Origin of the sequence: Mitsuaria sp. 7, assembly GCF_001653795.1 — a bacterium.
Classification (GTDB): domain Bacteria; phylum Pseudomonadota; class Gammaproteobacteria; order Burkholderiales; family Burkholderiaceae_C; genus Roseateles.
In genome coordinates this window covers 1332403-1358100 of sequence record NZ_CP011514.1, presented here as the reverse complement: position 1 = coordinate 1358100, position 25698 = coordinate 1332403, and the positions used below count along the sequence as shown (strand labels likewise).

Here is a 25698-nt window from a genome sequence, read left to right as displayed (position 1 = left end):
TCGGAACCCGTTCTTCATTGGGTGAAGCCTACGCCCCACTGCCGTGGGAACAATGTCACGAGTCGGCCGGCGCCCCTGGCTGGTGCGGCTACACTGCGGGCTTCGCGCAACTGGCGATCAGGGCGCCCTGACCGGAGACGGATCTGTCTCCGGCGCAGGCGTCGCCCGAGGTGGGCCACCACCGGGAAGCGCGAACGGCCGGGGATCTCCCTGGCTGTCCGTGCCGTTCGCCTGGGCCGCCGTCGTTCCGTCCTCCGTCGCCGGGTCGCCCTGTCATCCTTGACCGGCGACCACGACGATGCGTTGACGGCCGGGCGGCGCCAACCCTTGAGCCGACATCATCATGTTTGACCGCACCCAACAGACCCTCGCCACCGTCGATGCCGAAGTCTTCGCTGCCATCCAGCAGGAGACCCGGCGCCAGGAAGACCACATCGAGCTGATCGCCTCGGAGAACTACACCTCTCCGGCGGTGATGGAAGCCCAGGGCAGCCAGCTGACCAACAAGTACGCCGAGGGCTACCCCGGCAAGCGCTACTACGGCGGCTGCGAGTACGTGGACATCGTCGAGCAGCTGGCGATCGACCGCCTGAAGCAGCTCTACGGCGCCGAGTTCGCCAACGTGCAGCCCAACAGCGGCTCGCAGGCCAACCAGGGCGTGTTCTTCGCGCTGCTGCAGCCCGGCGACACCATCATGGGCATGAGCCTGGCCGAAGGCGGCCACCTGACCCACGGCATGGCGCTGAACATGAGCGGCAAGTGGTTCAACGTCATCTCCTACGGCCTGGACGCCAAGGAAGAGATCGACTACGACGCGATGGAAGCGCTGGCGCGCGAGAAGAAGCCCAAGCTGATCATCGCGGGCGCCTCGGCGTACTCGCTGCGCATCGACTTCGAGCGCTTCGGCAAGATCGCCAAGGAGATCGGCGCCTACTTCATGGTGGACATGGCGCACTACGCCGGCCTGATCGCCGCGGGCGCCTACCCGAACCCGCTGCCGCATGCCGACGTCGTCACCTCCACGACGCACAAGAGCCTGCGCGGCCCGCGCGGCGGCATCATCCTGACCAACGACGAAGCGATCGCCAAGAAGATCAACTCGGCGATCTTCCCCGGCATCCAGGGCGGTCCGCTGATGCACGTCATCGCCGGCAAGGCGGTGGCCTTCAAGGAGGCGCTGACACCCGAGTTCAAGGCCTACCAGCAGCAGGTCGTCGCCAACGCCAAGGTGCTGGCCGACACGCTGATCGAGCGCGGCCTGCGCATCGTCTCCGGCCGCACGGAAAGCCACGTGATGCTGGTCGACCTGCGTCCGAAGAACCTGACCGGCAAGGAAGCCGAGGCCATCCTGGGCGCCGCCCACATGACCTGCAACAAGAACGGCATCCCGAACGACCCGCAGAAGCCGATGGTGACCAGCGGCGTCCGCCTGGGCACGCCGGCCATGACCACGCGCGGCTTCAAGGAGGAGCAGGTCCGCAAGACCGCCCACCTGATCGCCGACGTGCTGGACAACCCGCATGACGAGGCCAACCTGGCCCGCGTGCGCGAGCAGGTGGCCGAGCTGACGCGTCAGTTCCCGGTCTACCGCTGAAGCGGGGCCGCGGCGCATGCGATGCCCGTTCTGCGGTCACGGTGACACGCAAGTGTCGGAGACCCGGGAGTCCGACGAAGGCGACGTGGTCCGTCGCCGCCGTCGCTGCCAGTCCTGTGACAAGCGCTTCACGACCTACGAGCGCGCGGACATCGCGCTGCCCATGGTCGTGAAGAAGGACGGCACGCGCGCCGAGTTCGACATGGGCAAGCTGCGCGCGTCGATGACGCTGGCGCTGCGCAAGCGGCCGGTGAGCATCGAGCAGATCGACGCGGCGCTGGAGCGCATCCAGGAGAAGCTGCTCAGCACGGGCGTGCGCGAGATCCCGTCGACCAAGCTGGGCGAGCACGTGATGCGCGAGCTCAAGCGCATCGACAAGGTCGCCTACGTGCGCTTCGCGTCGGTGTACCGCTCGTTCGAGGACGTCGACGAGTTCCGGCAGCTGATCCGCGACATCTGAGCGAGCGCTCAGCGACCGCTGAGCAGCCCCCCCAGTTCGTCAGCGCGTGGTCCGGGATCACGCGCCCTTCACGGGCATTTCAGGCGTATCCCCCATCGCCTCCGTTTCCGCCCGTTTTCTGCCCGACTTCTCCCCCAAAAGCCGGCCCCCTTCAGCGGGTCGGCGTTTCCCTCCTGAAGGCGAAGCGCAACGCAGGCCATCTCCCTAGAGTTCTCAGCAACTCTTCGGGAGATCTTCCTTGCAGCCCTCCACCGCTCCGCCCTCCGCTCCGTCCTCCGCTTCCCCGTTCACATCCCCTGCCCTGACCGCCCCGCGCGGCATCAGCCTCATCGAAGTGCTGGTCAGCGTTGCGCTGGTCGTGCTCGTGGCCCTGCTCGCCGGGCCCGAACTGCGCGACTGGCTGTGGCGTCAACGACTCGCGAACGCCGCGCAGGCGGTCCTCGGCGATCTTCAGCTCGCGCGCAGCGAGGCGATCCAGGGCTCGCGCAATGTGATCCTGCGATTCGGCGGCGATGAATCCGCCGTCAGTGGCAGCGGACGCTGCTACGTGCTGCACACCGGGGCCGCCGGCGGCTGCGACTGCCATCTGGACGCGCCGCCCACCTGCCGCGCCGAGGCGCAGGCGATCAAGCAGGTGCGATGGGTGCGCGACCTCGGCCGGCCGGAGGTCACGGCCAACGTGCCCTCGATGCTGTTCAGCGGACGCCAGGGGACCGTGTCGGTCAGCGGCACGGTGGAGGTCCGCATGGCCGGCATCGGCTCGGTCCGTCACATCGTCAGCATCACGGGCCGCGTGCGCAGCTGCACGCCCGATGGCGCGCTGAACCGCCTGCCGAGGTGCACATGACCGCGCGCACGAACCATCCCTTGAGCCATCGCATGAACCATCGCATGACCGCGCGCATGGATGAGCGCATGGATGAGCGAACGACCGCCTGGATCAAACGCCGCGGCTTTTCGCTGATCGAGCTGCTGACCGTGCTGGCGATCGTGGCCGTGCTGGCGACGCTCACGCTGCCCGGCTTCCGCGATCAGGTCGTGAAGGGCCGTCGCGCCGAGGCGCGTGACGCCTTGCAGGCGATCCAGCTTGCGCAGGAACGCTTCCGCTCGCGCAACCCTCGATACGCCGACCGCCTGGAAGACATCGAGCAGCCCGCGACGACGACCAGCGGTCTCTATCGACTGCGGATCGTTCAGGCCGATGCCACCCGCTACCGCGTCGAGGCGACAGCGCAAGGCAGTCAGACCGCGGACGCGAAGTGCCGCGTGCTGACGCTGCGGCTCGAGGTCGGTTCCGTCACCACGACCGGCTTCGACGCGCAGGGCGTCGAGCAGTCCAACGCCTGCTGGCCGCAGTGAGGGAGAAAGCAATGAGCCATCACCGCCAAGGCGCCGTGCCGCGCCGCCGCTCGCCAGGATCCACACGCGGCTTCACCCTGGTCGAATTCATGATCGGCCTGACGATCGGTCTCCTGCTGCTGGCCGGTGCCTTCGCGATGGCGGGCGTCCAGCTGGGCGAACACCACCGGCTGATGCTGGAGCTGCAGGTCCAGCAGGAACTGCGCGCGACGGCCGAACTCATGCTGCGCGATCTCAGGCGCGCGGCGTTCTGGGACCGCGCGCAGGACGGCGTCTGGCAGGACGACCCGGACGTGCCGGTCCGCAATCCCTACGCGGATGTCACGGTGGAGGACACCGGCCGGCGACTGACCTACAGCTTCGCCCGGGACGGGAGCGCCTCCGGCGGCGCAAGCGTCCGCGAGACCTCCGGCTTCCGCCTGAGCGAGGGTCGGATCGACCAGTTGATCTCCGGCCGCTACCAGCCGCTGACGGACCCCGACCTGCTGCGCGTGCGGCGGCTCGAAGTGCGTCTCGCGTCGCAGGGGCATCCGCTGGGCGACGCCTGCGACCCGTCCTGCGCCGTCGGTGGCGCCGCCTGCGCGCCGACGCTGTCCGCGCGTCTGGTGACCCTGATCGTCGATGCCGAGGCAGCGCACGACCCACGCGTGACTCATCACCTCGAACTGCTGAGCCCGTTGCACAACCACGCACTGTCGGGAGCCTGCTCATGATGCGGCGCAAGGAGCGGGGACTGGGCACGCTGGCGATGTGCGTGGTGCTGCTGGGCGTGCTCGCGCTGGGAGCCGCCTGGGCGGCGCGGCAGCTGACGACGGCGCAGCGGGTGGCCGCCAACGACCTGCGCGCCGCCGCGGCCGGCGAGGCCGCGGAGTCCGGCATGGCCTGGGCGGTCGCGATGCTCAACGGCGGCGCCATCGATGACGCCTGCCGACCCGCGACGGTTCGATCGGCGGCCGACGGCGGGGCGTCCTCGGACTTCCGCGGCCGCTTCCTGCTGATCGGCGCCGACGGCCACTATCACGCGCCCAGTCCGCCGTCCGCGGCGGCACCCGCGGCAACGACGACTGCCGCGCCGTTCTGCGCGAACTCAGGGCCGCTGCGTTGGTCCTGTCGCTGCGCGGTCGGCGGGAACGCGGACGCAGCCGTGCCGCGCGCAGACGGCGAAGCGCAACCGCAGTTCAGCATCCGCTTCGCCGACGCGGGCCGCCCCGGGCAGTTGAAGCTCATCGCACGCGGCTGCAGCGACCGCCGGGCGGACTGCGACGACATCTCCAACGGCCCGATCGGCGTGGCCGAGGTCGCGCAGCATCTGGCGCTCCTCAGCGCGTTGCGTGTGCCGCCGCCCACCGCAGTGATCGAAGGGCCGGGGAGCTTTCTCCGGGTCTTCGGTTATCCGCCGGGACGTTATCGCGACCAGCCTGCCCTCACCCGGCTGCGCTGCAGCGGCGATTGCGACGGATCGCTCGCGCAGGCGCTGGCGCGCGGACGCCGCCTGATCTGGATAGACGGTGACGCGCACCTGTCCCAGTGGCCCGAATCGGCGCTCGACGGCACGCCGCTCGTGCTGATCGTCGACGGCCGGCTGGACCTGACGGCCGCCGGTCATCCGCAAGGGGTGCTCTACGCGAAGGACGGCGTCGACTGGCATCCGCCTGCCGGCCTGTCGACCTCGCTGCGCGGCGCGGTGATCAGCGAGGCCCGCGTCGACAAGGCCGGCTCGGTCGAACTGATCCATGACGCCGCCGTCCTCTATCGCATCCATCGACAGATGGGGAGCTTCGTGCCGGTCCCCGGCGGTTGGACACCCACCCGATAAAGCCCCCAATGAAGCCCCCATGAAGCCCCCGACGACGTCCCCGATGAAGCATTCGGCCCCCTTCCCCCGCGATCCACGATGCGGCCGCGTCCGGCACCGCGTCGGCAGCGGATTCACGCTGATCGAGGCGCTGGTCGCGCTCGTGCTGCTGTCCATCGGCGCGATCGCCCTCATGACGCTCCAGGTGCGGCTGCGCGTGGTCGCGGACGAAGCCCGCCACCACGACCAGGCCCTGCGGCTCGCCCACAACGAACTCGAGCGCTGGCGCTGGCAGCCGGACGGTCCCTCCCCCACGCTGTCATGGGAAGGGCCCGACATCGAGTACGCCGTCGCGGGCCGTGCGGCGCCCGCGACCGACGCACTGGGCCGCGGCGCCGACGAGGGCGGGTCGGAGGCTGTGGCCCTCACGCCGCCGCTGCGCCCGGTGCAGGTGCGCGTGCAGTGGACGGATCGCACCGGCAGGTCCCAGTCCGTCACCCTCGAGAGCCTGCTTCCCGTCACCGATCCGGCCCTCTCCGGCCTGCTGCAGCTGCCTCCGGGATCGCACCGCTAGACTCCGCGCCATGCAAGACGTTCCATCGCCCGCCTTGTCGCCCGCTCCGTCGCATGAACGCAGCCCGGTCACGCCGCCGCGCGACGACCGCTGGATGGCCGAGGCCGTGCGCCTGGCCCAGGCCGCGGTCGGCCTCACCGACCCGAACCCCCGTGTCGGCTGCGTCATCGTCGACGGCCAGGATCGCGTGCTCGGCCAGGGGCACACGCAGGCCGCCGGGCAGGCGCATGCCGAGGTCATGGCCCTGCGCGACGCCCAGGCCCGGGGTCAGGACGTGCGCGGCGCGACCGTCTACGTGACCCTCGAACCGTGCGCCCACCACGGCCGCACCCCGCCCTGCTGCGACGCGCTGATCGCGGCCGGCGTCGGACGGGTCGTGGTCGCGCTCGACGATCCCAATCCGCAGGTCGCCGGTCAAGGACTGGCACGGATGCGCGCCGCCGGCATCGCCACCGAGGTCCTGCCGACCGACCATCCGTCCGCGGTCGAGGCGCACGAGCTCAACGTCGGTTTCCTGACCCGCATGCGTCACGGACGCCCCTTCGTGCGGATGAAGATCGCCGCGTCCCTGGACGGGCGGACCGCGCTGTCGAACGGCGTGAGCCAATGGATCACCGGCCCCGAGGCCCGGCGCGACGGCCATGCCTGGCGACGCCGTGCCGGTGCGGTGCTGACCGGCATCGGCACCGCGCGCGAGGACGATCCGCGCCTGGACGTGCGGGACGTCGACACCGTGCTGCAGCCGCAGCGCGTGCTGATCGACTCTCGTCTGGAGCTGGCCCCCGACGCGCGCCTGCTGGCGCCGCCCGGCCAACTGCTGATCTATCACGCGCTGGCCGAGCCGGGCGAGCGCGGCGCCGCGCTCGCGGCTCGCGGGGCGGAACTGGTTTCCGTCGCCGATCCGGTCAGGGGCAAGGTCGACCTCGGTGCGGCGATCCGCGACCTGGGCAGGCGCCAGGTCAACGAGCTCCACATCGAGGCCGGCTACAAGCTCAACGGTTCGCTGCTGCGCGCCGGGCTGATCGACGAGCTGCTGATCTACGTCGCGCCGATGTTGCTGGGCGAAGGCCGCGGCATGGTCGACCTGGGCGGACTGACGGCCCTCGACGGGGCGCCGCGCTTCCGGATGGTCGACTGCCAGGCCGTCGGGGGCGATCTGCGGCTGAGACTGCGGCCGGTCCCCGCGTAGCACCCCTGTAGTGCCCACGACACCCACGCTTCCCGAGGAACCTCGCGCGCCGGATGCCCGGGCCGCCCCGCCTACAATCGCCCCATGCCTATTTCACCGATTCCCGAGCTGGTCGCCGAGCTGGCAGCCGGCCGCATGGTCATCCTCGTCGACGAAGAGGACCGCGAGAACGAGGGTGACCTCGTCCTGGCCGCCGACCACGTCACGCCGGAAGCGATCAACTTCATGGCCAAGCACGGCCGTGGCCTGATCTGCCTGACCCTGACCCGCGAGCGCTGCGAACTGCTGCAACTGCCGCCGATGGCCACGCGCAACGGCACCAAGCACGGCACCGCCTTCACCGTCTCGATCGAGGCGACCACCGGCGTCACCACCGGCATCTCCGCCGCCGACCGCGCGCGCACCGTGCAGGCGGCGGTCGCCAAGGGCGCGGTCGCGGCCGACCTGGTGCAGCCGGGCCACATCTTCCCGCTGCAGGCGCAGGACGGCGGCGTGCTCATGCGCGCCGGCCACACGGAAGCCGGCTGCGACCTGTCGCGCATGGCCGGCCTGACGCCCGCCGGCGTGATCTGCGAGATCATGAACGACGACGGCACCATGGCCCGCCTGCCGGACCTGGAGATCTTCGCCAAGGAACACGGCCTGAAGATCGGCACCATCGCCGACCTGATCGAGTACCGCAGCCGCAACGAATCGATCGTGCAGCGCATCGCGCAGCGTCCGCTGGACACGCGCGAGGGCCGCTTCGAGTGCCACGTCTTCCGCGACCGCTCGAACAACGTCCACATGGCGCTGGCGCTGGGCCAATGGCAGCCGGACCAGGAAGTCCTGGTGCGCGTGCATGAGCCGTTCTCGGCGATGGACCTGCTCGACGCCGGCCGCTGCGGCCACAGCTGGCCGCTGCCGCAGGCGCTGGCGGCGATCCAGCGCGAAGGCGCCGGCGTCGCGGTGCTGCTGAACTGCGGCGAGGACGCGGACGCCCTGCTGGCGCGCCTGCAGCCCACCGCCTCGGAAGACGCCCGCCAGACCATGGACCTGCGCACCTATGGCGTCGGTGCGCAGATCCTGCGCGAACTCGGCGTGCAGCGGATGAAGCTGCTGGGCAGCCCGCGCCGCATGCCGAGCATGACCGGCTACGGGCTGGAAGTGACCGGCTTCCAGGCCGCCCAGGAAGGCGCCGCTGGCGCCACTGACAAGAACTGCTGAACCGAGGCCCGCATGCAAGGATCTGACAAGGGTCAATCGACCCGACTGGACGGACGCGGTCTGCGCGTCGGCATCGTCCAGGCGCGCTTCAATGACGAACTGACGACGGCGCTGGCCAAGGCCTGCCTGGGCGAACTGGCCCGGCTGGGCGTGCAGAACGCCGACATCCGCCACGTGACCGTGCCGGGCGCGCTGGAAGTGCCGCTGGCGCTGCAGGCCATGGCCGTCAGCGGGAAGTTCGACGCGCTCGTCGCGCTGGGCTGCATCATCCGCGGCGAGACCTACCACTTCGAACTGGTCGCCAACGAGAGCGGTGCCGGCGTGACGCGCCTGACGCTGGACCACCGCCTGCCGATCGCCAACGCGATCCTGACGGTCGAGAACGAGGAACAGGCCTGGGCGCGGGCCGAAGACAAGGGCCGCGATGCCGGGACCGTGGCCGTTGAAATGGCACAGCTGCTGAAAGAACTCAAGTGAACACGAACGACAACTCTCCCGCCGGCAAGCCCGCTCCCAAGAACGGTGGCAACGCGGGCGGCAAGCCGGCCGCGAAGAAGGCCCCGGCCAAGTCGGCCCGCCGCCGCTCGCGCGAGCACGCGCTGCAAGGCATCTACCAATGGCTGGTGACCGGCGACGACGTCGGCGTCATCGACGCGCACACGCGTGAGCAAGAGGGCTTCGAGAAGGCCGACCGCGGTCACTACGACAAGCTGTTCAACGGCGCGATCGAGGAAGCGGCCGATCTGGACGCGGTGCTGGCCCGCCACGCCGACCGCAAGACGACCGAGCTGTCGCCCATCGAGCACGCGGTCCTGATGATCGGCGCGTACGAGCTGAAGAACTGCATCGACATCCCGTACAAGGTCGCGATCAACGAGGCCGTCGAACTGGCCAAGTCCTTCGGCGGCACCGACGGCCACAAGTACGTCAACGGCGTGCTGGACCGCGCGGCGATCGACCTGCGTCCCGTCGAGGTCAAGGCCGTTCGCGGCAGCTGATCTCCACACGGAGCAAGGCCGACGTTTCTCCCGTATGGGAGGCGTCGGCCTTTTTCATTGTTGCGAGCACCGTGCTGGCGGCTGGAGCCAGCGCGTCGCCTACGTCGCCCGCCCTCGCAACACGCTCACCAGCCCTGCCACCAGTGCGAATCCCGCAGCCATCCCCAGGCCCGCATGCGAGGCTCGTGACGCCGGCAGCCACGTGAACAGCAGCCCCATCAACAGGCTGCCCAGCGTCTGACCGGTGAGCCGTGCCACGCCTTGCGCGCCGCCGGCGGCGCCGCTGCGCTCCTTCGGCGCGGACAGCAGCATGTTGCGGTTGTTGGGCGTCTGGAAGAAGCCGAAGCCCAGCCCCGCCAGCGCGGTGAAGACGACCAGAGACGGTCGCGGATCGGCCTGCACCGGCCAGGCCGCGCAGAGCGCGAGCCCCGCGGCAAGACAACCGGCGCCCGCCGCGCAGAGCCAGGCGGTCGGCAGGCGATCGGCCAGTCGTCCGGACAACGGCGCGGCGAGCATCACCGCCAACGGCCACGGCGTCATCAGCAATCCCGTCTCTAGCACGCTCAGCCCCAGCACGTGATGCATGTAGAACGGCAGTGCGACGTAGCTCGCCATCTGTCCGGTGAAGCAGCACACCGACGCGATGATCGACATCCGGAACGACGGCGAGCGTAGCAGGTCGAGCGGGATCAGCGGTGCCGCGCGCGGCAGCTCGCGACGGACCAGCAGCGTGCCGCAGACGACCGCTGCGGCCAGCAGCGCGCCGCCTTCCAGCGGATTCGCCAGCACCCGATCGCCACCGAGCACGAAGGTCGCGAACATCCCCGCATTGAGGGCGACGCTCACCACGTCGAGCGGGCGCCGCGTGCCGGGCGTGTTCGGCAATCCGCGAGCGGCGACCAGCACCAGCAGACCGACCGGCAGGTTCACCGCGAACAGCCACGGCCAGCCGGCCACCGACAGGATTGCAGCGCCGATGGCGGGCCCCGCCGCCGACGCGCCTGCGACGGCCAGCGCGTTGTACGCGATGGCCTGCCCGAGCAGTCGCTTCGGATAGGTGAAGCGCAGCAGCGCGAGACCCAGTGGCATCACCGCCGCGCTGCCCAGGCCCTGCAGGCAACGCCCCGCCACCAGCCATCCCAGCGAGGGCGCCAGCGCGCACAGCGCTGACGCCGCGGTGAACAGCGAGACGCCAGCGACGAAGACTCGACGGTAGCCGAGCCGCTCGCCGAGCGCCGATGCGGGCAGCAGGAACATCACCACCGCGAGTTGATAGGCCGTCGCTACCCAGATGGCATCGGCCGGCGAGCTGTTCAGCGTCTGCGCGATGTTGGGCAGCGCGACGTTGGCGATCGCGCCGTCCAGCACGACCAGCGCGATCGCACCGAGCAATGCGGTCACCGCGGCGTGACGGCGCGGCAGCGGCACGCCGTCGGTGTCTGCGTCGGGCATGCCCGGCGAGGTTCCAGTGGGAGTGGCGGGAGCGGCGGAAGCAGTGGAAGCGGACGGCATGGCGGACATCGGGACGGCGACTCGTAAGGCGGTGCGTCCAGCATAGGAGCCGCCCGGCGACGCGACCAGCGCGCCGGGCGCAGGGAGTCCCTGCACGCGACGCCATCCGCACTGCTCGCGCGCGTGCTAGCGTGCCGGATGGCCGACGACATCGATCTCAACCTGCTCACCGCGCTCGACGCGCTGCTCGCCGAGGGCAGTGTGGCGCGGGCCGCCGAGCGCCTGCGGCTCAGCGAATCCGCGATGAGCCGCACGCTGGCCCGACTGCGCGAGGCCACCGGCGATCCGCTGCTCGTGCGCGCGGGCCGCACCATGGTGCCGACGCCGCACGCGCTCGCGCTGCGCGACCAGGTCCGGGAGCTCGCCCAGGGGGCGCGCGCCGTGCTGCAACCGGCCGGCGCGGGCTGGGACCTGCGCGAGCTCCAGCGCACTTTCACGCTGCGCGCGAACGACGGCTTCATCGAGGCCTTCGCGCCGGCGCTGGTCGCCCGCGCGGCGGAAGAAGCACCGGGCGTGTGCCTTCGTTTCGCGCCCAAGCCCGACAAGGAGGTGCGCCCGCTGCGCGAGGGTCTGATCGATCTCGACATCGGCGTGCTCGGCGAGTCCGGCCCCGAGGTGCGGATCCAGGCGCTCTATCGCGACCACTTCGTCGCGGCGGTGCGCGCGGGCCACGAACTGCTGGACGAGCGTGAACTCGATGCAGCGCGTTACGCGGCCTGCGCCCACGTCGTCACGTCGCGGCGGGGCCGTCGCGCCGGTCCGGTCGACGAGGCGCTCGCCGCGCGCGGGTTGAAGCGCCGCGTCGCGGTGGTCGTCCCGAGCTTCCGCGCGGCGCTGTCGATCGCGGCCGCGACGGACCTGGTGGCGCTGGTGCCCTCCTCCTTCTTCCGGCCCGACCTGGCCCAGGGCGCGCTGCGCGCCATGCCGCTGCCCGTGCCGACCGAGCCCATCACCGTCTCCCAGATGTGGCACCCGCGATTGGAGAAGGATCCGGCGCACCAGTGGCTGCGCGGGATGGTGTTCGAACTGTGCCGATCGATGGCGGCGCCTTCATCCCCTTGATCCAGCCGCGACATCGCGCAGTCACTTCGGCTGCGGCACGCGCCGGATGACGTCTTCATACGGCGCGAGATCGAGAAAGGCGGTGGCCTCCGCGACGCGCCCGTCCTTCATGCGGAAGATCCAGACGTAGCTGTTGCGATACGGCTGTCCGTCACGGGCCACGGCCGCCCCGTCCCAATGCACGGCCACCTCGTCGCCCTGCGCGAACACCTGATGCACGGCGACCGGCCTCACGGGTTTCGACAGCCTCGATGCGAAGGGACGCACCGCGCGGGCCACGAAGTCCTCCAGTCCGACGTAGGTCCCCGCATAAGGCCCACTGCCCCGGATGGTCCAGCGCACCGACGGCGACAGCAGATCGTCGAAGAAGGTGTTGCCGCCCTTGGCCCAGGCCTCGAAGGCCTCGGCGACACGGGCGCGGTTGCGCTCCGCGTTCCGCGCGTCCACGGGGACGGAGGCCGTCGGCGCCGACTCCGCATGAAGCAGCGGCGGGAACAGCAGCGGGACGATCCCCACCAGGAGCGGCGCGATCGCGCGGGTCCATCGACGAGGGGCATGGGCGCTTTGCATGTCGGTCTCTCCAGGTCTTGATGACAGGATCACTGTGGCCGTGAGCCGGGAGGACGGCTGGCACGATCCTCCAGATCGCTTGCCCGATCCGGTCGGCGCCGGCCCCTTGGCGCCCATCACGCAGAATCCACGTTCACCTCGCTCCCCCTACTCGCGCTCAGCGCTTCTCCTCATGTCCCGACTCAACATCGCCATCACCGGCTTCGGCGGCATCGGCCGCAAGGTGGCTGAACTGCTCTCGGCCCGCGCGGAGCGCTACCAGCGCCACTACGGCCTCGACGTCCGCATCGTCGGCGTCTGCGGCTCCTCCGCCGGTCTCATCGACGAAACCGGTCTGGGCCTGGACGCCTTGTCGGATCGCGCGGGCTACACACCCGGCCTGACCGGCGACACCTTCATCGGGCAGGTCCCCGCCGACCTCCTGATCGAGGCGAGCCCCACGGACTTCCGCACCGGCGGCGCGGCGCTCGGCTATCTCCGGACGGCGCTGCGCCGGCAGATGCATGTGATCGCGATCTCCAAGGGCGCGCTGGTCCACGACTTCCCCGGACTGCAGGCGCTGGCGTCCCGTCAAGGCCTGGCACTCAAGGTCAGCGGCGCGGCCGGCTCGGCGATGCCGATCGTCGATCTCGTCCAGTACAACCTGGCGGGCTGCGAGGTCAGCTCGCTCGCCGCCATCGTGACCGGCACGACCAACATCATCCTGTCCGAGATGATGGACAGGGAATGCGACTTCGCCGACGCGCTCGCCGAAGCGCAGCGCCTGGGCGTCGCGGAATCCGATCCGACGCTCGACACGCACGGCTGGGACACCGCCTGCAAGATCGCGATCCTGTGCAGCGCGGCGTTCGGCGACGTCATCGACGTGCAGGCGATGAAGCGTCAAGGCATCGATCACGTGACGCTCGATGACGTCCGCCGCTGGAAGTCGCAGGGCGTCGTGCCACGACTGGTGGGCCGCGTCGACCGCTCCGCCGGCGTCTGCGAGGCATCGGTGGGCATCGAGCTCTGCGGTCCCGACCACCCGTTCGCGCAGGCCCATGGCCGGACGAAGGCGGTGCACGTCGTGACCGACCTCATGGGAGACCTGACCCTCGTCGGCGGCGGATCGAGTCCCTATGGCACGGCGGCCGCCGCGTTGAAGGACCTCGAGCACATCCTCAGGGAGCTGCGGTTCCCGCTCAGCCCCCGTCCCGGAACTCCGGATACAGGCTCATCCCCCCGTCGATGAACAAGGTCGTGCCGACCACGTAGTCCGAGGCATCGCTCGCCAGCCACAACGCGGCGGCGGCCACGTCCTCGGGCGCGCCGATGCGGCCGTAGGGGATGAGGGACAGCATCTTCTTCCGTGCGGTGTCGTCTTCGACCGATTCGCGGTTGATGGCGGTGGCGATGGCGCCGGGCGCGATGGCGTTGACCCGGATGCCCTCCTGCGCCACCTCCTGCGCAAGGCTGCGCATGAACAGGTCGATGCCGCCCTTGGACGCCGCGTAGTTCGCATGGCCGGCCCACGGGATGAGCTGGTGGACGGAGCTGATGTGGATGATCTTGCCCAGCGCGCGTGAGCGCGCTTCATCCCGGCCCTGTCGACGGAACAGGCGGACCGCCGCGCGCGCGCAGAGGAACTGTCCGGTGAGGTTGGTGGCGATCACCTCGTTCCACTGATCGAGCGTCATCTCACCGATGGGCGCATCGCGCTGGATGCCGGAGTTGGCCACGAGGATGTCGACCCGACCGAACGCCTCGACCGCCTTCTCGAACAGCTGTTCGACCTCGGGCTCCGAGCCGACATCGGCCTTCACCGCGATCGCGCGGCCGCCGGATCGTGTGATGTGCTCGACCACCTCCTTGGCCGCATCCGGCTGCGAGTGGTAGTTGACGATGACGGCCGCGCCGGCCTCGGCCATCGCGACGGCGATGCCCTTGCCGATGCCCGAACTCGCCCCGGTGACGAGGGCCACCTGTTGCTCCAGCCGTTGCTCCAGCGTATGTGCGTTCATGACGGTGATCTTCCTTTCTCGATGGCGTGATCCAGCGCCAGCGCGGCGCTGATCAGCGCCAGATGGGTGAGCGCCTGCGGGAAGTTGCCGAGGTGTTCGCCGCCGCGCCCGATCTCCTCGGCGTAAAGGCCGAGGTGGTTCGCGTAGGTGAGCATCTTGTCGAAGTGCAGCCGCGCCTCGTCGACGCGCCCTGCCCTCGCCAGGCATTCGACGTACCAGAACGAGCACGCCGTGAACGAGCCCTCCTGTCCGTGCAACCCGTCCAGGTTGGCGGCGTCCGGCCCGTCCACCGTGCCGTAGCGCGCCACGAGTCCGTCCACGCTCAGTTCCCGGCCCACGGCGTCCAGCGTGGACAGCCAGCGCGGATCGCTGGAGCCGATGAACTTGACCATCGGCATCAGCAGCACCACGGCGTCCAGCGTGTCGCCGCCGCGGTACTGCACGAAGGCCTGCTTCCCCGGATGCCAGAACTCATCGATGATCTGCGAGGCGATGGCGTCCCGCGTCTCGACCCAGCGCAGCATGGGCGCCGGACGCGCATAGCGCTTGGACATGCGCAGCGCGCGGTCCAGCGCCACCCAGCTGAGCAGCCGTCCGGAGAGGAAGTCGCGCCGCTCGCCGCGCATCTCCCAGATGCCGTCGTCCGGCTGGTCCCAGTGCTCGCACAGCCAGTCGATGCGCGACGCGAGCCGGCGCCACACATCGATGGAAGGCGCGGGACCGTGCTTGTCGGCCAGGTACATCGCGTCGACCAGCTCCCCCACCACGTCGAGCTGCAACTGCGTCGCCGCCGCATTCCCCACACGCACCGGCCGCGAGCCGCGGTAGCCCGACAGGTGGTCGAGCTCGATCTCCTGCTCGATGCGGCCGCCGTCGACGGCGTAGAGCACCTGCGGCGTCGAGCCTGCCTCGTCGTCGTCCGCGCGGCCCTTGGCCCAGGCGATGAAGCGGTCCGCCTCCTCGGTGTAGCCCAGCCGCAGCAGCGCATGGACGGTGAACGCCGCGTCGCGGATCCAGCAGTAGCGGTAGTCCCAGTTGCGCACGCCGCCCACATGCTCGGGCAGGCCGAAGGTCGCGGCGCCGATGATCGCGCCGTGCTCGGCCGAGCTCAGCAGCTTCAGGATCAGCGCGGAGCGCAGCACGATCTCGCGCCATCGGCCGCGGTAGGAGGAGCGTTCGCTCCAGGCCTCCCAGTACGCCACCGTCTCGGTGAAGGAGGCTTCGAGGAAGTCATGGAGGTCCTCGTCGTCGGTGGGACGCTCGGTCGTGCATTCAAAGACGAAGCCCACCTCGTCGCCGGCCTTCAGGTGCATCACGGCGCCGACCGCGCCGACCTCATCGCCATCCACCTGCAGCGCGACCGTGCTGCGCAACTGCATCGGTCCCGGCGACGCATCCACGGTGAAGGTCGCCAGCAGACCGTCGTCGCCGATGTGGGCCGCGCAGTCGGCGCGGCCGTAATCGAACCTCGGCTCGCAGCGCATCTCGAAGGATTGCTCGCCTCGGATGCAACGGACCCGGCGCACCAGGGCGCTCTGCGGACCGTTTGTGCGCAAAGGCATGTAATCGATGACCTCGACCAATCCGGCGGCGGACATGTAGCGGGTCAGCAGCACGTTCGTGTCGGGCAGATACATCTGCCGCGTGTGCATGTCGGCGCCGGCGACGGGCCGGATGGCGAAATGCCCGCCCCGCCGGTCATCCAGCAGGGACAGGAACACGCTGGGCGAGTCGAAGCGGGGGAAGCAGAAGAAGTCGATGGTGCCGTCGGTGCACACCAGCGCCGCCGTGCGCAGGTTGCCTATCACGCCATGCGCTGCTATTTCGGGGTAACTCATGCAACTCCTGGTGAGCAAACCCGGGAAGCCCCTGCAAGCGGTGTTCCCGCATCGCCGTACATTCCGCTGCGTGAGGCACCGCGATGCGGCGCTTCGCACCTCGACACGACCCTTCGCATCGCCAGCCGCCCGCGCGCACCGACGTGGCGCGCCGACGACGTCGAAGTCCGCGAGGCGCCTGATCATGGCGCCCCTACCTCTTGCCAGGAATGCACGTGAGAAACCTCAGTGGGCTGATGCTCTCCCTCCTCTTCGCGGCCATGACCGCGACGACCTGCCACGCCGATGTGCTCATCGGCCAGACGTCCGGATTCACGGGACCTGTCGCCGCCAGCGTCAAGGAAACGACCGACGGCGCCAAGCTCTACCTCGACTCGGTCAACAAGGCCGGCGGCGTGCACGGCGAAAAGATCAAGCTGATCTCGCTGGACGACAAGTTCGATCCGAAGCTCGCGGCGGAGAACGCGAAGACGCTGATCGTCAACGACAACGTGCTGGCGCTGTTCCTCACGCGCGGCACGCCCCACAACCAGGCCATCATGCCGCTGCTCACCGAGCACCGCGTGCCCCTGATCGCCCCGTCCACCGGCGCGATGGCGCTGCACAAGCCGGTCCATCCGTGGCTCTTCAACGTGCGCGCGACCTACCAGCGCGAAGCGGAACGCGCCGTCAAGCATCTGAGCCTGATCGGCATCGAGAAGATCGGCGTGGTCCAGGTCGACGACTCGTTCGGCGCGGACGCGGTGGTCGGCGTGATGGCGGGCTTCGCCGCGGTCGGCAAGACGGCGGCCTTCCTGGAGAAGTTCGACCGCGCCCACCCGGACTTCAAGGCCTCGGTCGCCAAGACCCAGTCGACCTCGGCGCAGGCCGTGATCTTCCTGGGGTCGGGCCAGGCCGTGGTCGACGGCGTGGCCGCGATCCGCGACAGCGGCTCGCGCGTGCAGATCGTGACCCTGTCCAACAACGCCTCGTCGGGCTTCGTCGCCTCGCTGGGCAAGAACGCGCGCGGCATCATCGTCGGGCAGGTGTTCCCCTACGAGCGCTCGCGCAACGCGGCCATCGTGACCGAGGCGCAAGGCCTGGCCACCGCGCAGGGCCACGGCGACATCACGCCGGCCATGATCGAGGGCTTCGCCGGCGCCAAGGTGCTGGTGGAAGCGCTGCGCCGCGCCGGCCCGCACCCGACGCGCCAGAAGCTGCGCGACACGCTGGAGAACATGCAGAAGGTCAACATCGGCGGGCTGGAGATCAGCTACAGCCCGAGCGACCACTCCGGCCTGGACTTCGCGGACCTCTCCATCGTCGGCGAAGGCAACCGCTTCGTCCGCTGAGGCTCAGCGCTCACGTTCCTTCTCCTTCTCCTTCTCGAGTTCGCGCTGCTTGTCGTTGTCCTTCGCATGCGGCTTGTCGTGATCGTGATCGTGGTCGTGGGCCCGGCCGCCTTCACGACGATCATCGGCAGGCGCGGCCTTGCGCGGCGGTGGCGCGCTCGCCGCGGGACGGGGTGCCTGTGCCGCGAGTTCTCGCTGCCGCGCGGCTTCGCGTTCGCGCGCTGCGTCATGGGCCTGAGCGGCTTCACGCTCGCGTTGGAGTTCCTGCTCCCGCACGCCGTCGCGCGGATGTGCCTGCTCAGGCGCCCGGTCGCGCACAGGAGGGGGAAGGATCTGCTCCGGCATCGCGCGTGAAGGGATCGACGGTGGCGACACCACGTTGCTCGATGACGGCGTCGGCGCCGGGTGGTTCACCTGCTGCGGCTGCGGCTGCGGCTGAGGCTGCGGCTCTTGATGCTGCGATGCCTGCGGCTGCTGTTGCAGCACCGGAGCCGGCGCGTGCACGACCGCCGGGAGTGCCGCTGCCAGATGCGCGGCGGCCGGCACCTCGCCCTGGAAGGCCTTGCCGTTCGCCGTCGCGTTGGGCGGTGCCACGATGGTCACGTTGGTGATGTTCGTCTCGTTGCGGACGTTGTTCACCGTCGTGTTGTTGTTGACCACCGAGTTGTTGATGACCGTGTGGTTGATCTGCATGTTGTTGATGTTGTGCTGGATGCGCATGCCGACGTTGGTGACCGGCGGCGCGCTGACCACCACGGCGGGCGGTGTCCCGACCGGTGCCGGGACGATCAGGCCCAGACGCGATCCCGGCGGCGGCGGCACGAACACGCCCATCGGCCCCATCGGACGGGCGCCGCCGCCGATCGCGATCTGGACCGAGAGGTGCAGCCCCGGCGGCGGCGGGACGAATCCCACCCCATGCGCCGCCCAGTAGCCGGACACGAACACGACGGCGCCGTCGCGATGCTCGTAATACGGCTGGACCCAGACATAGTCGGCACGCGGTGGCGACGACCAGCGCCCGACGCACCAGACCCACCGGCCCTGCCAGCCCCAGTAGCCGCCGGTCCACACGGCGCCGGGATAGGGTTGCGGCGGCGGGACCTCGACCAGCATCGGCGGCGGCGCGACGTCGATGAAGACGGGCTCGGGCTGCACCAGCGGAGGCTCGACGTACACGCTGACGACCGGTGCCGGCGGCGGCGGTGGCGGCAGGGGCGCCCAGGTCGGCGACGTGCGGTAGGACGCGTCGGCATGGACGCTGGTGTGCGTCGGCGCGGCGCATCCGGCGAGGAGCAACGCGAGGACGGCCGCGGCCGGCGCGGCAAGACGGAACGGGTGGCTCATGGGGGTGATCGGATTGACTGCGATGCCCTTGCCAACGGGACTTCGAGCCCCGTCGTTGACAGGTTTCGCGCCTCATCCGTATCGGCTTGTCAGGCACTTCAAGGCCTCGTCAAGGGCGCTTCACGAGCCCCTCAAAGTCGCTTCAACACCGCTTCAAGGAGGCCTCACGATCGCTTCAAGACGGGCCACGGACGATTCAAGGCGCGATCGATGGGGGACTGACGAACCCCCTATCATTGGCCCATGAAACTGTCCGATCGAGTAGCGCGCATCGACCCGTTCTACGTCATGGAATGCGCCAAGCGGGCCGACGAGATCGCGCGCTCCGCGATCTGCGATCCGGCCCAGGGCGGCCGGCGCATGATCTACCTGAACATCGGCGAGCCCGACTTCGGCGCCAGCCCCGCCGTCCGCGAGGCCGCCGCGCGTTTCACCGCCGAGGGCCGCATCCCCTACACGCAGGCGAACGGCCTGCGCGCGCTGCGCCAGCGCATCGCCGACTGGTACGGCCAGACGCAACACCTGACCCTGGACCCCGATCGCATCGTGATCACCGCGGGCGCGTCGGCGGCATTGCAGCTGGTCTGCCTGGCGCTGTTCCAGGCCGGCGACGAGGTCCTGATGCCGGACCCCAGCTATCCCTGCAACCGGCATTTCGTCGCCGCCGTCGACGCGACGCCGGTGCTGATCCCGTCGACCGCCGGCGAGCGTTTCCAGCTAAGCCTCGACCGGTTGCGCGCGCACTGGAACGAACGCAGCCGCGGCGTGCTGCTCGCCTCGCCGAGCAACCCGACCGGCACCTCGATCCCGCCGGAGGAACTTGCCGCCATCCACGCCTTCGTGCGCGAGCGCGGCGGCGTCACCATCGTCGACGAGATCTACCAGCCGCTCGGCTACGACGACCGCTATGCGCGCAGCGCGCTGACGCTCGGCGACGACGTCGTCTCGATCAACAGCTTCTCCAAATACTTCGGCATGACCGGCTGGCGGCTCGGCTGGCTGGTGCTGCCGCCCGCGATGGTCGGCGCCATCGAGAAGCTCGCGCAGAACCTCTACATCTGCCCGTCGACGATCGCGCAGCACGCCGCGCTGGCCTGCTTCGAGCCCGCGTCGATCACCGAATACGAACGCCGTCGCGAAGAACTCCGCCGCCGCCGCGACGTCGTCGTGCCCGCGCTCGAGGCCATGGGACTGCCGGTGCCGGTCATGCCCGACGGCGCGTTCTACGCCTGGGCCGATGCGTCGGGCACGGGCCTGTCCAGCTGGGACCTGTGCATGGATCTGATGGAACACGCGCAGGTCGCGCTGACACCCGGCCGCGATTTCGGCCCGGCCTTCGGCGAACGTTTCCTGCGCCTGTCCTTCGCCAGCAGCATGGACGACCTGCGCGAGGCGCTCGCCCGCGTCAGCGTCCGTCTCGGCCAGTTGAAAGCGCGGACCTGACGAGATCGCAACGCCGCAGCGTTGCAAAGTCGTGGCGTCGTGGGGTCGCCCGCTACAGGTTGGTCGGCTTGAGGATGCGACCCGTCTTCGCCAGATCGGCGGGCTGACCCAGACCGGGGATCCCGCCGGCGCCCAGCACCCGCTGATGCGGGTCGTCGGAGGTGCGCATCGCCGTGATGCGCCGGGAGGCCGCGCGAGACGCCTTGGACGCCTGCCGGCCCTTGGGCGTGACCGCCGCGGCGGCCAGCTGGCCGATGTAGTCGAGATCGAAGGGGTGCATGGCGCGTCGCAAGAGGAACACGAGCCGACAGGGCACGCGGCGTGCCAGCCCACCGTGTCGGCCCGTCGCTCCGGGCGCCCGCGGCAAACGCCCTATCATCCCGGCATGAGTTCCGGTTCCTCTTCCGATTCCCATTCCGATCCCCGCGCCGACGGCGGCGACGCCACCGTCCCCGCCCTGCTCGGCGGCCCGCTCGCCGTCACCGGCGCCTCGCCCGCCCCGCCCGTCCATCAGCACGAGCTGCGCATCTACTGGGAAGACACCGACGCCGGCGGCGTCGTCTTCTACGCCAACTACCTGAAGTTCATGGAACGCGCCCGCACCGAATGGCTGCGCGGCCTGGGCTTCGAGCAGGAGACGATGCGCCGCGACGAGGGGCTGATGTTCGTCGTCAGCGACACCGCCCTGCGCTACCTCGCGCCGGCGCGGCTGGACGACTGGCTGCGCGTCAGCGTCGTGCCGGCCGAGGTCGGTCGCGCCAGCCTGGTCATCGACCAGCAGGTCTGGCGCGGCGAGCAACTCCTGACCCAGGGTCGCATCCGCATCGGTTGCGTCGATGCGATCAGCCTGAAACCCGCGCGCATCCCGGCACGCATCCTGCAAGCCTTGCAGCCGTCGCCGGGGACCGTCGCCCCCGTCTAGCCGCGCCTTGGCGTCCGGACCGCGACGACGTGCAGCGCCCGCCGACACGCTTCTTTGCATGTGGCTGGTCCGCCGATTGCCTGGGACCCCGCCAGTCTTGTCACAATTCCCCCTTGATCGTCCATTGATCGCCCCCTTGCTCCGTCCCTGATCCGCGACCACCCACCGCCGACCTCATGAACCAAGACCTCTCCATCGTTTCCCTGATCGCCCATGCCAGCCTCACGGTGCAGCTGGTGATCGCCGCGCTGCTGCTGGTCTCGCTGGCCAGCTGGAGCGTGATCTTCAGCAAGCTGATCTCGCTGGGCCGCATCCGCTCGCGCAACGAGGGCTTCGAGCAGGAGTTCTGGTCGGGCAAGAACCTCAACGACCTCTACAACAGCGTCTCCAACCGCCAGGACGGCGCGCCGCTGGAACGCATCTTCGCGTCCGGCATGCGCGAGTTCCTCAAGCTGCGCGAGAAGCGCGTGGTCGACTCCGGCCAGTTGCTGGACGGCGCCCGCCGCGCGATGCGCGCCAGCTTCCAGCGCGAGCTCGACGCGATGGAATCGCACCTGTCCTTCCTCGCATCGGTGGGCTCGGTGTCACCGTACGTGGGCCTGTTCGGCACCATCTGGGGGATCATGCATGCCTTCGTCGGCCTGTCCAACCTGACGCAGGTGACGCTGGCCACCGTCGCGCCCGGCATCGCCGAAGCGCTGGTCGCGACCGCGATCGGCCTGTTCGCCGCGATCCCGGCCGTGCTGGCCTTCAACCGCTTCGCGCGCCAGATCGACCGCAACGCGATCACGCTGGAGACCTTCATCGAGGAGTTCTCCAACATCCTCCAGCGCAACGCCGGCCAGCCCGCGCCGGCCGCGCAGCGCTGATCCGGGAGGCAGGCCATGGCTGGAATGTCCTCCCGCAGCGGCTCGCGCCGCCGCACGATGAACGAGATCAACATGGTCCCGTTCATCGACGTCATGCTGGTGCTGCTGATCATCTTCATGGTCAGCGCGCCCCTCATCACCACCGGCGTCGTCGACCTGCCCAGCGTGGGCAGCAGCCGCACGCAGCCGCAGCACGTGATCCAGGTGATCGTCGGCACCGACGAGCAGCTGAAGATCAAGCTCGACGGCGACCAGGATCCGTCGCCGGTGCCGCTCAAGGCGCTGGCCGCCCGGGTCAAGGACGCGCAGAAGGGCGACGCGGCCACGCCGGTCGTGATCTCCGCCGACCGCAACGTCAAGTACGAAGCGGTGGTCAAGACGATGGACGTGCTGCAGCGCGCGGGCATCCAGCGCGTGGGCCTGTCCGTGAAGAACGGCGCCGCGGCGGACCGCTGAGACCGGGACACGATCGCACGCGATGAGCACCCTGGTCTCCCGATTCCACCCGGACCGCGATCCCCTGCGTCCGCCGCCCGCGCCCGGACTGGGCCGCGGTTTCAGTTTCGCCGTCGTCGCGCACATCCTGCTGGTGGCCGCGCTGAGCTTCGGCGTGAGCTGGCGCTCGGCGCCGGTGCCGGCGATGGACGCCGAACTCTGGTCCGCCATCCCGCAGGCGGCCGCGCCCAAGGAGCAGTTGCCGACCGAGAAGCAACCCGAACCGCCCAAGCCACAGCCCGAGCCCCCGAAACCGCAACAACCGACCCCGCAGGAAGTGCAGGCGCAACGCGACGCGGACATCGCGATCGCCAAGGCCAAGGAACGCAAGCTCAAGGAAGACCAGGAGCAGCGCGAGGCCGAGGACAAGCGCAAGCAGGAACAGCGCAAGAAGGACGAGGCGGACCAGAAGGAACGCGACCGCAAGGCCAAGGAAGAGCAGGCGAAGAAGGACGAGGCCAAGAAGGACGAGACCAAGGCCGCCGACAAGGCGAAGGCCGAGAAGGCCCGCAAGGACGCCGAGGCCAAGCAGGAAGCGCAGCGCCAGGAGAACCTCAAGCGCATCCAGGGCATGGCAGGTGGTACCGGCGCGCCGGGCGCGACCGGCACGGCCGCGAGAAGCTCCGGGCCGTCGGCGAACTACGCGGGCCGGATCAAGGCCCGCGTGCGTCCGAACATCATCTACAACGATCCGGGTGGCGATTCGAATCCGGAAGCGGAAGTCGAGGTGCGCACGGGTCCTGGCGGCTCGATCATCGGACGCAAGATCGTCAAGTCCAGCGGCCTGCCGGACTTCGACAACGCCGTGCTGCGGGCCCTGGACAAGACCGAGACCTTCCCCGCGGACACCGACGGCACCGTGCCCAAGGTGATGATCATCACCTTCCGCCCCAGGGAATGAGCACGCCTCCGATGATCGGGAGGCTCAGCGTGTTCGGGAGCGTCGGAAGGATGGGCAGGGTGGGAAGCGCCGACAGGATCGGGAAGGTCGGGGCCGTCTCCACGGTCTGGACCCGGGCCAGCCAGCCGCGCGTGACCGCCGTCGACAACCAGGCGCTGAAGTCGAAAGCCGCCCCCGCGTCCAGCAGCGCGCGTTCCAGATCGAGCCCGGCGCGCAGCGATTCGAACCAGCGCGCGGCCACGGCGTCCAGCGCGATCGACTGACCGCGCCAGCCGTCCCGCCACACCAGCAGCGCGGTGCGCGGGCCGTCGCCGAAGGACTCGTCCGCGAGGGCGAGCAAGGCTTTCAGGCCGGGTGCGTCGCCGCCATGCAGCGCGACGTGGTCCGCGAGCACGAGGCGCACCCCACCGGCCGGCAGACGTCCCAGCAGCGCGAGCGAGTCCAGGTCCGTCCGAGGATCCGCGATGCGCTCCACGCCGTGCAGTTCCCATTCGATGCGGGCCGTCGCCGTCCAGAGCGGCGGCAGGCCGTCGGCTTCGGCGCCGGAGAGCAGGCCGATGAGCGCCTCGCCCCACTCGCCCAGATCGCCCTGCGAGGGCGGATCGCGACGCCAGCAGGCCCAGGCCAGCGACGCGAAGCTCCCGGGCCGATCGGCCTCCATGAGATCGCGCAGGCGCGGATACACCGCCGCGAGCGTGCGCTCCGCCTGCACGCTGAGCTGCGCCTGATGCGCGCGCAGCACCCGCGGCAGCCCGCCGGAGATGCCGGCCAGCGCGCGCAGTCCGACGGGTGCCAGGAGCGCGATGTCGACGCCCGGCGCGGCCAGCAGCGCGGTCATCAGGCCGGCCTGCTGAGCCGATAGGTCCTGCCGGGCTTGCGCCTCCTGCTGCTGGTCTCGGTGGTCCTGCGGGGCTTGCTGGTCCACCATGTTGCGGGCGGGTGACCGGGACGACACCATCGACGGCATCGCACCGGTCTCGCCGTTCGCCACGCGCGAGGTCCGCAGACGCTCCTGACGCGAGGACGGCCGCACCGGCGGCGGGGCGATCAATTCCCGGTCCAGCGCGGCCTGCTCCCGGCGGGCCCGGGCCACCTCCCCGCACAGGGTCGCCAGCGCGGGCAGCGCGTGGTCCCATTCGATCAGCGTCGGTCGCGCGCCGATGTGCGTCAACGCATGGCGGTACAGCGACCACACGGGTTCGTCGACCGGGCCGCCGTGGTCCGCGAGCACCAGGCCGTCTGCGCGCGAATGGCCCGCCACGTGGTACTGGCCGACGGCGGCCGGCGCCACGCCGTCCAGCCAGGCCAGGCCGGCGCGCAGCGCGGCCTCGTCGTCCAGCCCCCGATTGAGCGCCTGGACGAACACGCCGTTCAGGTCGAGCAGCAGCCCGCACCCGGTGCGGTCCGCCAGCGCGTTCAGGAAGTCGGGCTCGCTGATCACGTCCTCCTCCCACGCCATGCAGGCGCCGAGGTTCTCGATCAGGATCTGCCGACCCAGGCCCTGCTGCGCCGCATCCACCTGCGACGCCAGCAGCGACAGGCCGCGCGGGCTCAGCGGCACCGGCAGTTGCTGGTGCGCATGCGCGATCCCTCCCCCTTGCCCATTCCCCTGCCCGCTCCCCTGCCCATTCCCCTGCCACGCGCGGGCGAACGCGGCGTGTTCCGACACCACCGCGGGCTGGACCGCGTCCACCAGCGCGCGCACGCGCCGGAGGTGCCCGGGGTCGATGCCGGCCGCCGAGCCCAGGCCCAGCCCCACCCCATGCAGACTGATCGGAAACCGGCACGCGGCGTCCAGCAGCAGCTGCCGGGACGCACCGCCGGGTGCCAGGAAATTCTCGGTATGCACCTCCAGGAAATCGAGATCGAGTGCGCCAGGCGCCATCACCTCCCGGTAGTGGGGCTGGCGCCAGCCGACGCCGACGGCCACCGGCCACAAGGTCGCGCCGCGCTTCACCGCGCGCCCTTGGCGCCGTAGACCCATTCGCCGGGCGCGGGGTCGACGGTCGAGGGGCCGGTGCACAGGTGCTGGCCCGCCTTGGCCAGGTCGTGGCATTGGCCCCTGGCCTTGCGGTCGGTGGCTTGCGCGCCGCCCGACGCGCCGGCGGACGTGCCGGCGGACAGCGCGGCCGTCAGCGCGGTGAGGACGATCTGGCGAATGGACATGGGGACTCCGATGAGCGGGGCGGTTCCCGCGAGGTGACGGGCGATGGCGGCGGTCATCGATCGGATC

At 70.2% G+C, this 25698-nt stretch carries 27 protein-coding genes; 19 read left to right on the top strand and 8 right to left on the bottom strand.

Annotation, left to right across the window (positions count from 1 at the left end):
• The first annotated feature begins 343 nt into the window (after positions 1 to 343).
• The 11 genes from glyA to nusB all read left to right on the top strand — a co-directional run bounded on the left by glyA (position 344) and on the right by nusB (position 9175).
• Positions 344 to 1594 carry a serine hydroxymethyltransferase gene (gene glyA / locus ABE85_RS06010; RefSeq protein ID WP_067271197.1) on the top strand — a complete coding sequence of 417 codons (1251 nt, stop codon included), beginning with the start codon at positions 344 to 346 and terminating at the stop codon, positions 1592 to 1594.
• A gap of 16 nt (positions 1595 to 1610) precedes the next feature.
• Entirely contained in the window at positions 1611 to 2054 is a 444-nt protein-coding gene (gene nrdR / locus ABE85_RS06005) for a transcriptional regulator NrdR (RefSeq protein ID WP_067271194.1), read from the top strand.
• Between the two features lie 238 nt (positions 2055 to 2292).
• Entirely contained in the window at positions 2293 to 2901 is a 609-nt protein-coding gene (locus ABE85_RS06000; RefSeq protein ID WP_067271192.1) for a GspH/FimT family protein, read from the top strand.
• Between the two features lie 32 nt (positions 2902 to 2933).
• On the top strand, positions 2934 to 3413 hold the full coding sequence (locus ABE85_RS05995; RefSeq protein WP_197507218.1) for a type IV pilin protein: 480 nt from the start codon (positions 2934 to 2936) through the stop codon (positions 3411 to 3413).
• Between the two features lie 11 nt (positions 3414 to 3424).
• Positions 3425 to 4126, top strand: a complete 702-nt coding sequence (locus tag ABE85_RS05990; RefSeq protein ID WP_067271189.1) for a PilW family protein — start codon at positions 3425 to 3427, stop codon at positions 4124 to 4126.
• Complete coding sequence (locus ABE85_RS05985) at positions 4123 to 5229, top strand: hypothetical protein (protein WP_067271187.1); 1107 nt, start codon at positions 4123 to 4125, stop codon at positions 5227 to 5229. The genes ABE85_RS05990 and ABE85_RS05985 overlap by 4 nt, the downstream gene beginning before the upstream one ends.
• 19 nt (positions 5230 to 5248) lie before the next feature.
• A complete protein-coding gene (locus tag ABE85_RS05980) occupies positions 5249 to 5782 on the top strand; it encodes a prepilin-type N-terminal cleavage/methylation domain-containing protein (RefSeq protein ID WP_197507217.1) in 534 nt (177 codons plus the stop codon).
• A 94-nt stretch (positions 5783 to 5876) separates the two neighbouring features.
• Positions 5877 to 6971: a bifunctional diaminohydroxyphosphoribosylaminopyrimidine deaminase/5-amino-6-(5-phosphoribosylamino)uracil reductase RibD gene (gene ribD / locus ABE85_RS05975; protein ID WP_067281995.1), complete on the top strand. Its 1095-nt coding sequence runs from the start codon at positions 5877 to 5879 to the stop codon at positions 6969 to 6971.
• Between the two features lie 84 nt (positions 6972 to 7055).
• Positions 7056 to 8177, top strand: a complete 1122-nt coding sequence (gene ribBA, locus ABE85_RS05970; protein ID WP_067271181.1) for a bifunctional 3,4-dihydroxy-2-butanone-4-phosphate synthase/GTP cyclohydrolase II — start codon at positions 7056 to 7058, stop codon at positions 8175 to 8177.
• Positions 8178 to 8189: 12 nt separating this feature from the next.
• Positions 8190 to 8654, top strand: coding sequence for a 6,7-dimethyl-8-ribityllumazine synthase (gene ribH / locus ABE85_RS05965; RefSeq protein WP_067271179.1), 465 nt, complete (start codon positions 8190 to 8192; stop codon positions 8652 to 8654).
• Positions 8651 to 9175, top strand: coding sequence for a transcription antitermination factor NusB (gene nusB, locus ABE85_RS05960; protein ID WP_067271176.1), 525 nt, complete (start codon positions 8651 to 8653; stop codon positions 9173 to 9175). The genes ribH and nusB overlap by 4 nt, the downstream gene beginning before the upstream one ends.
• A 99-nt stretch (positions 9176 to 9274) precedes the next feature.
• Here nusB and ABE85_RS05955 read toward each other — a convergent pair whose 3' ends face one another.
• Positions 9275 to 10627 carry an MFS transporter gene (locus ABE85_RS05955; protein WP_067271172.1) on the bottom strand — a complete coding sequence of 451 codons (1353 nt, stop codon included), beginning with the start codon at positions 10625 to 10627 and terminating at the stop codon, positions 9275 to 9277.
• 198 nt (positions 10628 to 10825) lie between these two features.
• Here ABE85_RS05955 and ABE85_RS05950 point away from each other — a divergent pair, with 198 nt between their 5' ends.
• The gene (locus ABE85_RS05950; protein ID WP_067271167.1) at positions 10826 to 11749 is read left to right on the top strand and encodes a LysR family transcriptional regulator; all 924 of its coding nucleotides are present in this window, start codon (positions 10826 to 10828) and stop codon (positions 11747 to 11749) included.
• 21 nt (positions 11750 to 11770) lie between these two features.
• On the opposite strand, the gene ABE85_RS05945 is transcribed toward ABE85_RS05950, so the two are convergent.
• Positions 11771 to 12319, bottom strand: coding sequence for a nuclear transport factor 2 family protein (locus tag ABE85_RS05945; protein WP_067271165.1), 549 nt, complete (start codon positions 12317 to 12319; stop codon positions 11771 to 11773).
• A gap of 172 nt (positions 12320 to 12491) precedes the next feature.
• Between ABE85_RS05945 and ABE85_RS05940 the strand changes: the two genes are divergently transcribed.
• Positions 12492 to 13550 (top strand): homoserine dehydrogenase, encoded by a 1059-nt coding sequence (locus ABE85_RS05940; protein ID WP_067271161.1) that lies wholly within the window; start codon positions 12492 to 12494, stop codon positions 13548 to 13550.
• On the opposite strand, the gene ABE85_RS05935 is transcribed toward ABE85_RS05940, so the two are convergent.
• Both ABE85_RS05935 and ABE85_RS05930 read right to left on the bottom strand, forming a co-directional pair.
• The gene (locus ABE85_RS05935) at positions 13501 to 14304 is read right to left on the bottom strand and encodes a glucose 1-dehydrogenase (RefSeq protein WP_067281992.1); all 804 of its coding nucleotides are present in this window, start codon (positions 14302 to 14304) and stop codon (positions 13501 to 13503) included. The genes ABE85_RS05940 and ABE85_RS05935 overlap by 50 nt on opposite strands.
• A gap of 11 nt (positions 14305 to 14315) precedes the next feature.
• Positions 14316 to 16157 carry a glycoside hydrolase family 15 protein gene (locus ABE85_RS05930; RefSeq protein ID WP_067271158.1) on the bottom strand — a complete coding sequence of 614 codons (1842 nt, stop codon included), beginning with the start codon at positions 16155 to 16157 and terminating at the stop codon, positions 14316 to 14318.
• A 209-nt stretch (positions 16158 to 16366) separates the two neighbouring features.
• On the opposite strand from ABE85_RS05930, the gene ABE85_RS05925 reads away from it, so the two are divergent.
• Complete coding sequence (locus ABE85_RS05925; protein WP_067271155.1) at positions 16367 to 17488, top strand: ABC transporter substrate-binding protein; 1122 nt, start codon at positions 16367 to 16369, stop codon at positions 17486 to 17488.
• Between the two features lie 3 nt (positions 17489 to 17491).
• On the opposite strand, the gene ABE85_RS05920 is transcribed toward ABE85_RS05925, so the two are convergent.
• Positions 17492 to 18835 carry a hypothetical protein gene (locus tag ABE85_RS05920; protein WP_067271150.1) on the bottom strand — a complete coding sequence of 448 codons (1344 nt, stop codon included), beginning with the start codon at positions 18833 to 18835 and terminating at the stop codon, positions 17492 to 17494.
• A 243-nt stretch (positions 18836 to 19078) separates the two neighbouring features.
• Here ABE85_RS05920 and ABE85_RS05915 point away from each other — a divergent pair, with 243 nt between their 5' ends.
• Entirely contained in the window at positions 19079 to 20278 is a 1200-nt protein-coding gene (locus ABE85_RS05915) for a pyridoxal phosphate-dependent aminotransferase (protein WP_067271147.1), read from the top strand.
• Between the two features lie 52 nt (positions 20279 to 20330).
• On the opposite strand, the gene ABE85_RS05910 is transcribed toward ABE85_RS05915, so the two are convergent.
• The gene (locus ABE85_RS05910) at positions 20331 to 20558 is read right to left on the bottom strand and encodes a hypothetical protein (RefSeq protein ID WP_067271145.1); all 228 of its coding nucleotides are present in this window, start codon (positions 20556 to 20558) and stop codon (positions 20331 to 20333) included.
• Positions 20559 to 20663: 105 nt separating this feature from the next.
• Here ABE85_RS05910 and ybgC point away from each other — a divergent pair, with 105 nt between their 5' ends.
• From ybgC to tolA, 4 genes are all read left to right on the top strand, one after another.
• A complete protein-coding gene (gene ybgC / locus ABE85_RS05905) occupies positions 20664 to 21200 on the top strand; it encodes a tol-pal system-associated acyl-CoA thioesterase (RefSeq protein WP_082938361.1) in 537 nt (178 codons plus the stop codon).
• A gap of 176 nt (positions 21201 to 21376) precedes the next feature.
• Positions 21377 to 22069 carry a protein TolQ gene (gene tolQ / locus ABE85_RS05900; RefSeq protein ID WP_067271142.1) on the top strand — a complete coding sequence of 231 codons (693 nt, stop codon included), beginning with the start codon at positions 21377 to 21379 and terminating at the stop codon, positions 22067 to 22069.
• A 15-nt stretch (positions 22070 to 22084) separates the two neighbouring features.
• Complete coding sequence (tolR, locus tag ABE85_RS05895; RefSeq protein WP_067271139.1) at positions 22085 to 22525, top strand: protein TolR; 441 nt, start codon at positions 22085 to 22087, stop codon at positions 22523 to 22525.
• A 22-nt stretch (positions 22526 to 22547) separates the two neighbouring features.
• Positions 22548 to 23465, top strand: coding sequence for a cell envelope integrity protein TolA (gene tolA / locus ABE85_RS05890; RefSeq protein WP_067271136.1), 918 nt, complete (start codon positions 22548 to 22550; stop codon positions 23463 to 23465).
• Here the strand turns inward: tolA and ABE85_RS05885 are convergent.
• Positions 23443 to 25449 (bottom strand): DUF692 domain-containing protein, encoded by a 2007-nt coding sequence (locus ABE85_RS05885; RefSeq protein WP_197507215.1) that lies wholly within the window; start codon positions 25447 to 25449, stop codon positions 23443 to 23445. The genes tolA and ABE85_RS05885 overlap by 23 nt on opposite strands.
• Positions 25419 to 25631 carry a hypothetical protein gene (locus tag ABE85_RS05880; protein WP_067271130.1) on the bottom strand — a complete coding sequence of 71 codons (213 nt, stop codon included), beginning with the start codon at positions 25629 to 25631 and terminating at the stop codon, positions 25419 to 25421. Before ABE85_RS05880 ends, ABE85_RS05885 begins: the two co-directional genes overlap by 31 nt.
• Positions 25632 to 25698 lie beyond the last annotated feature (67 nt).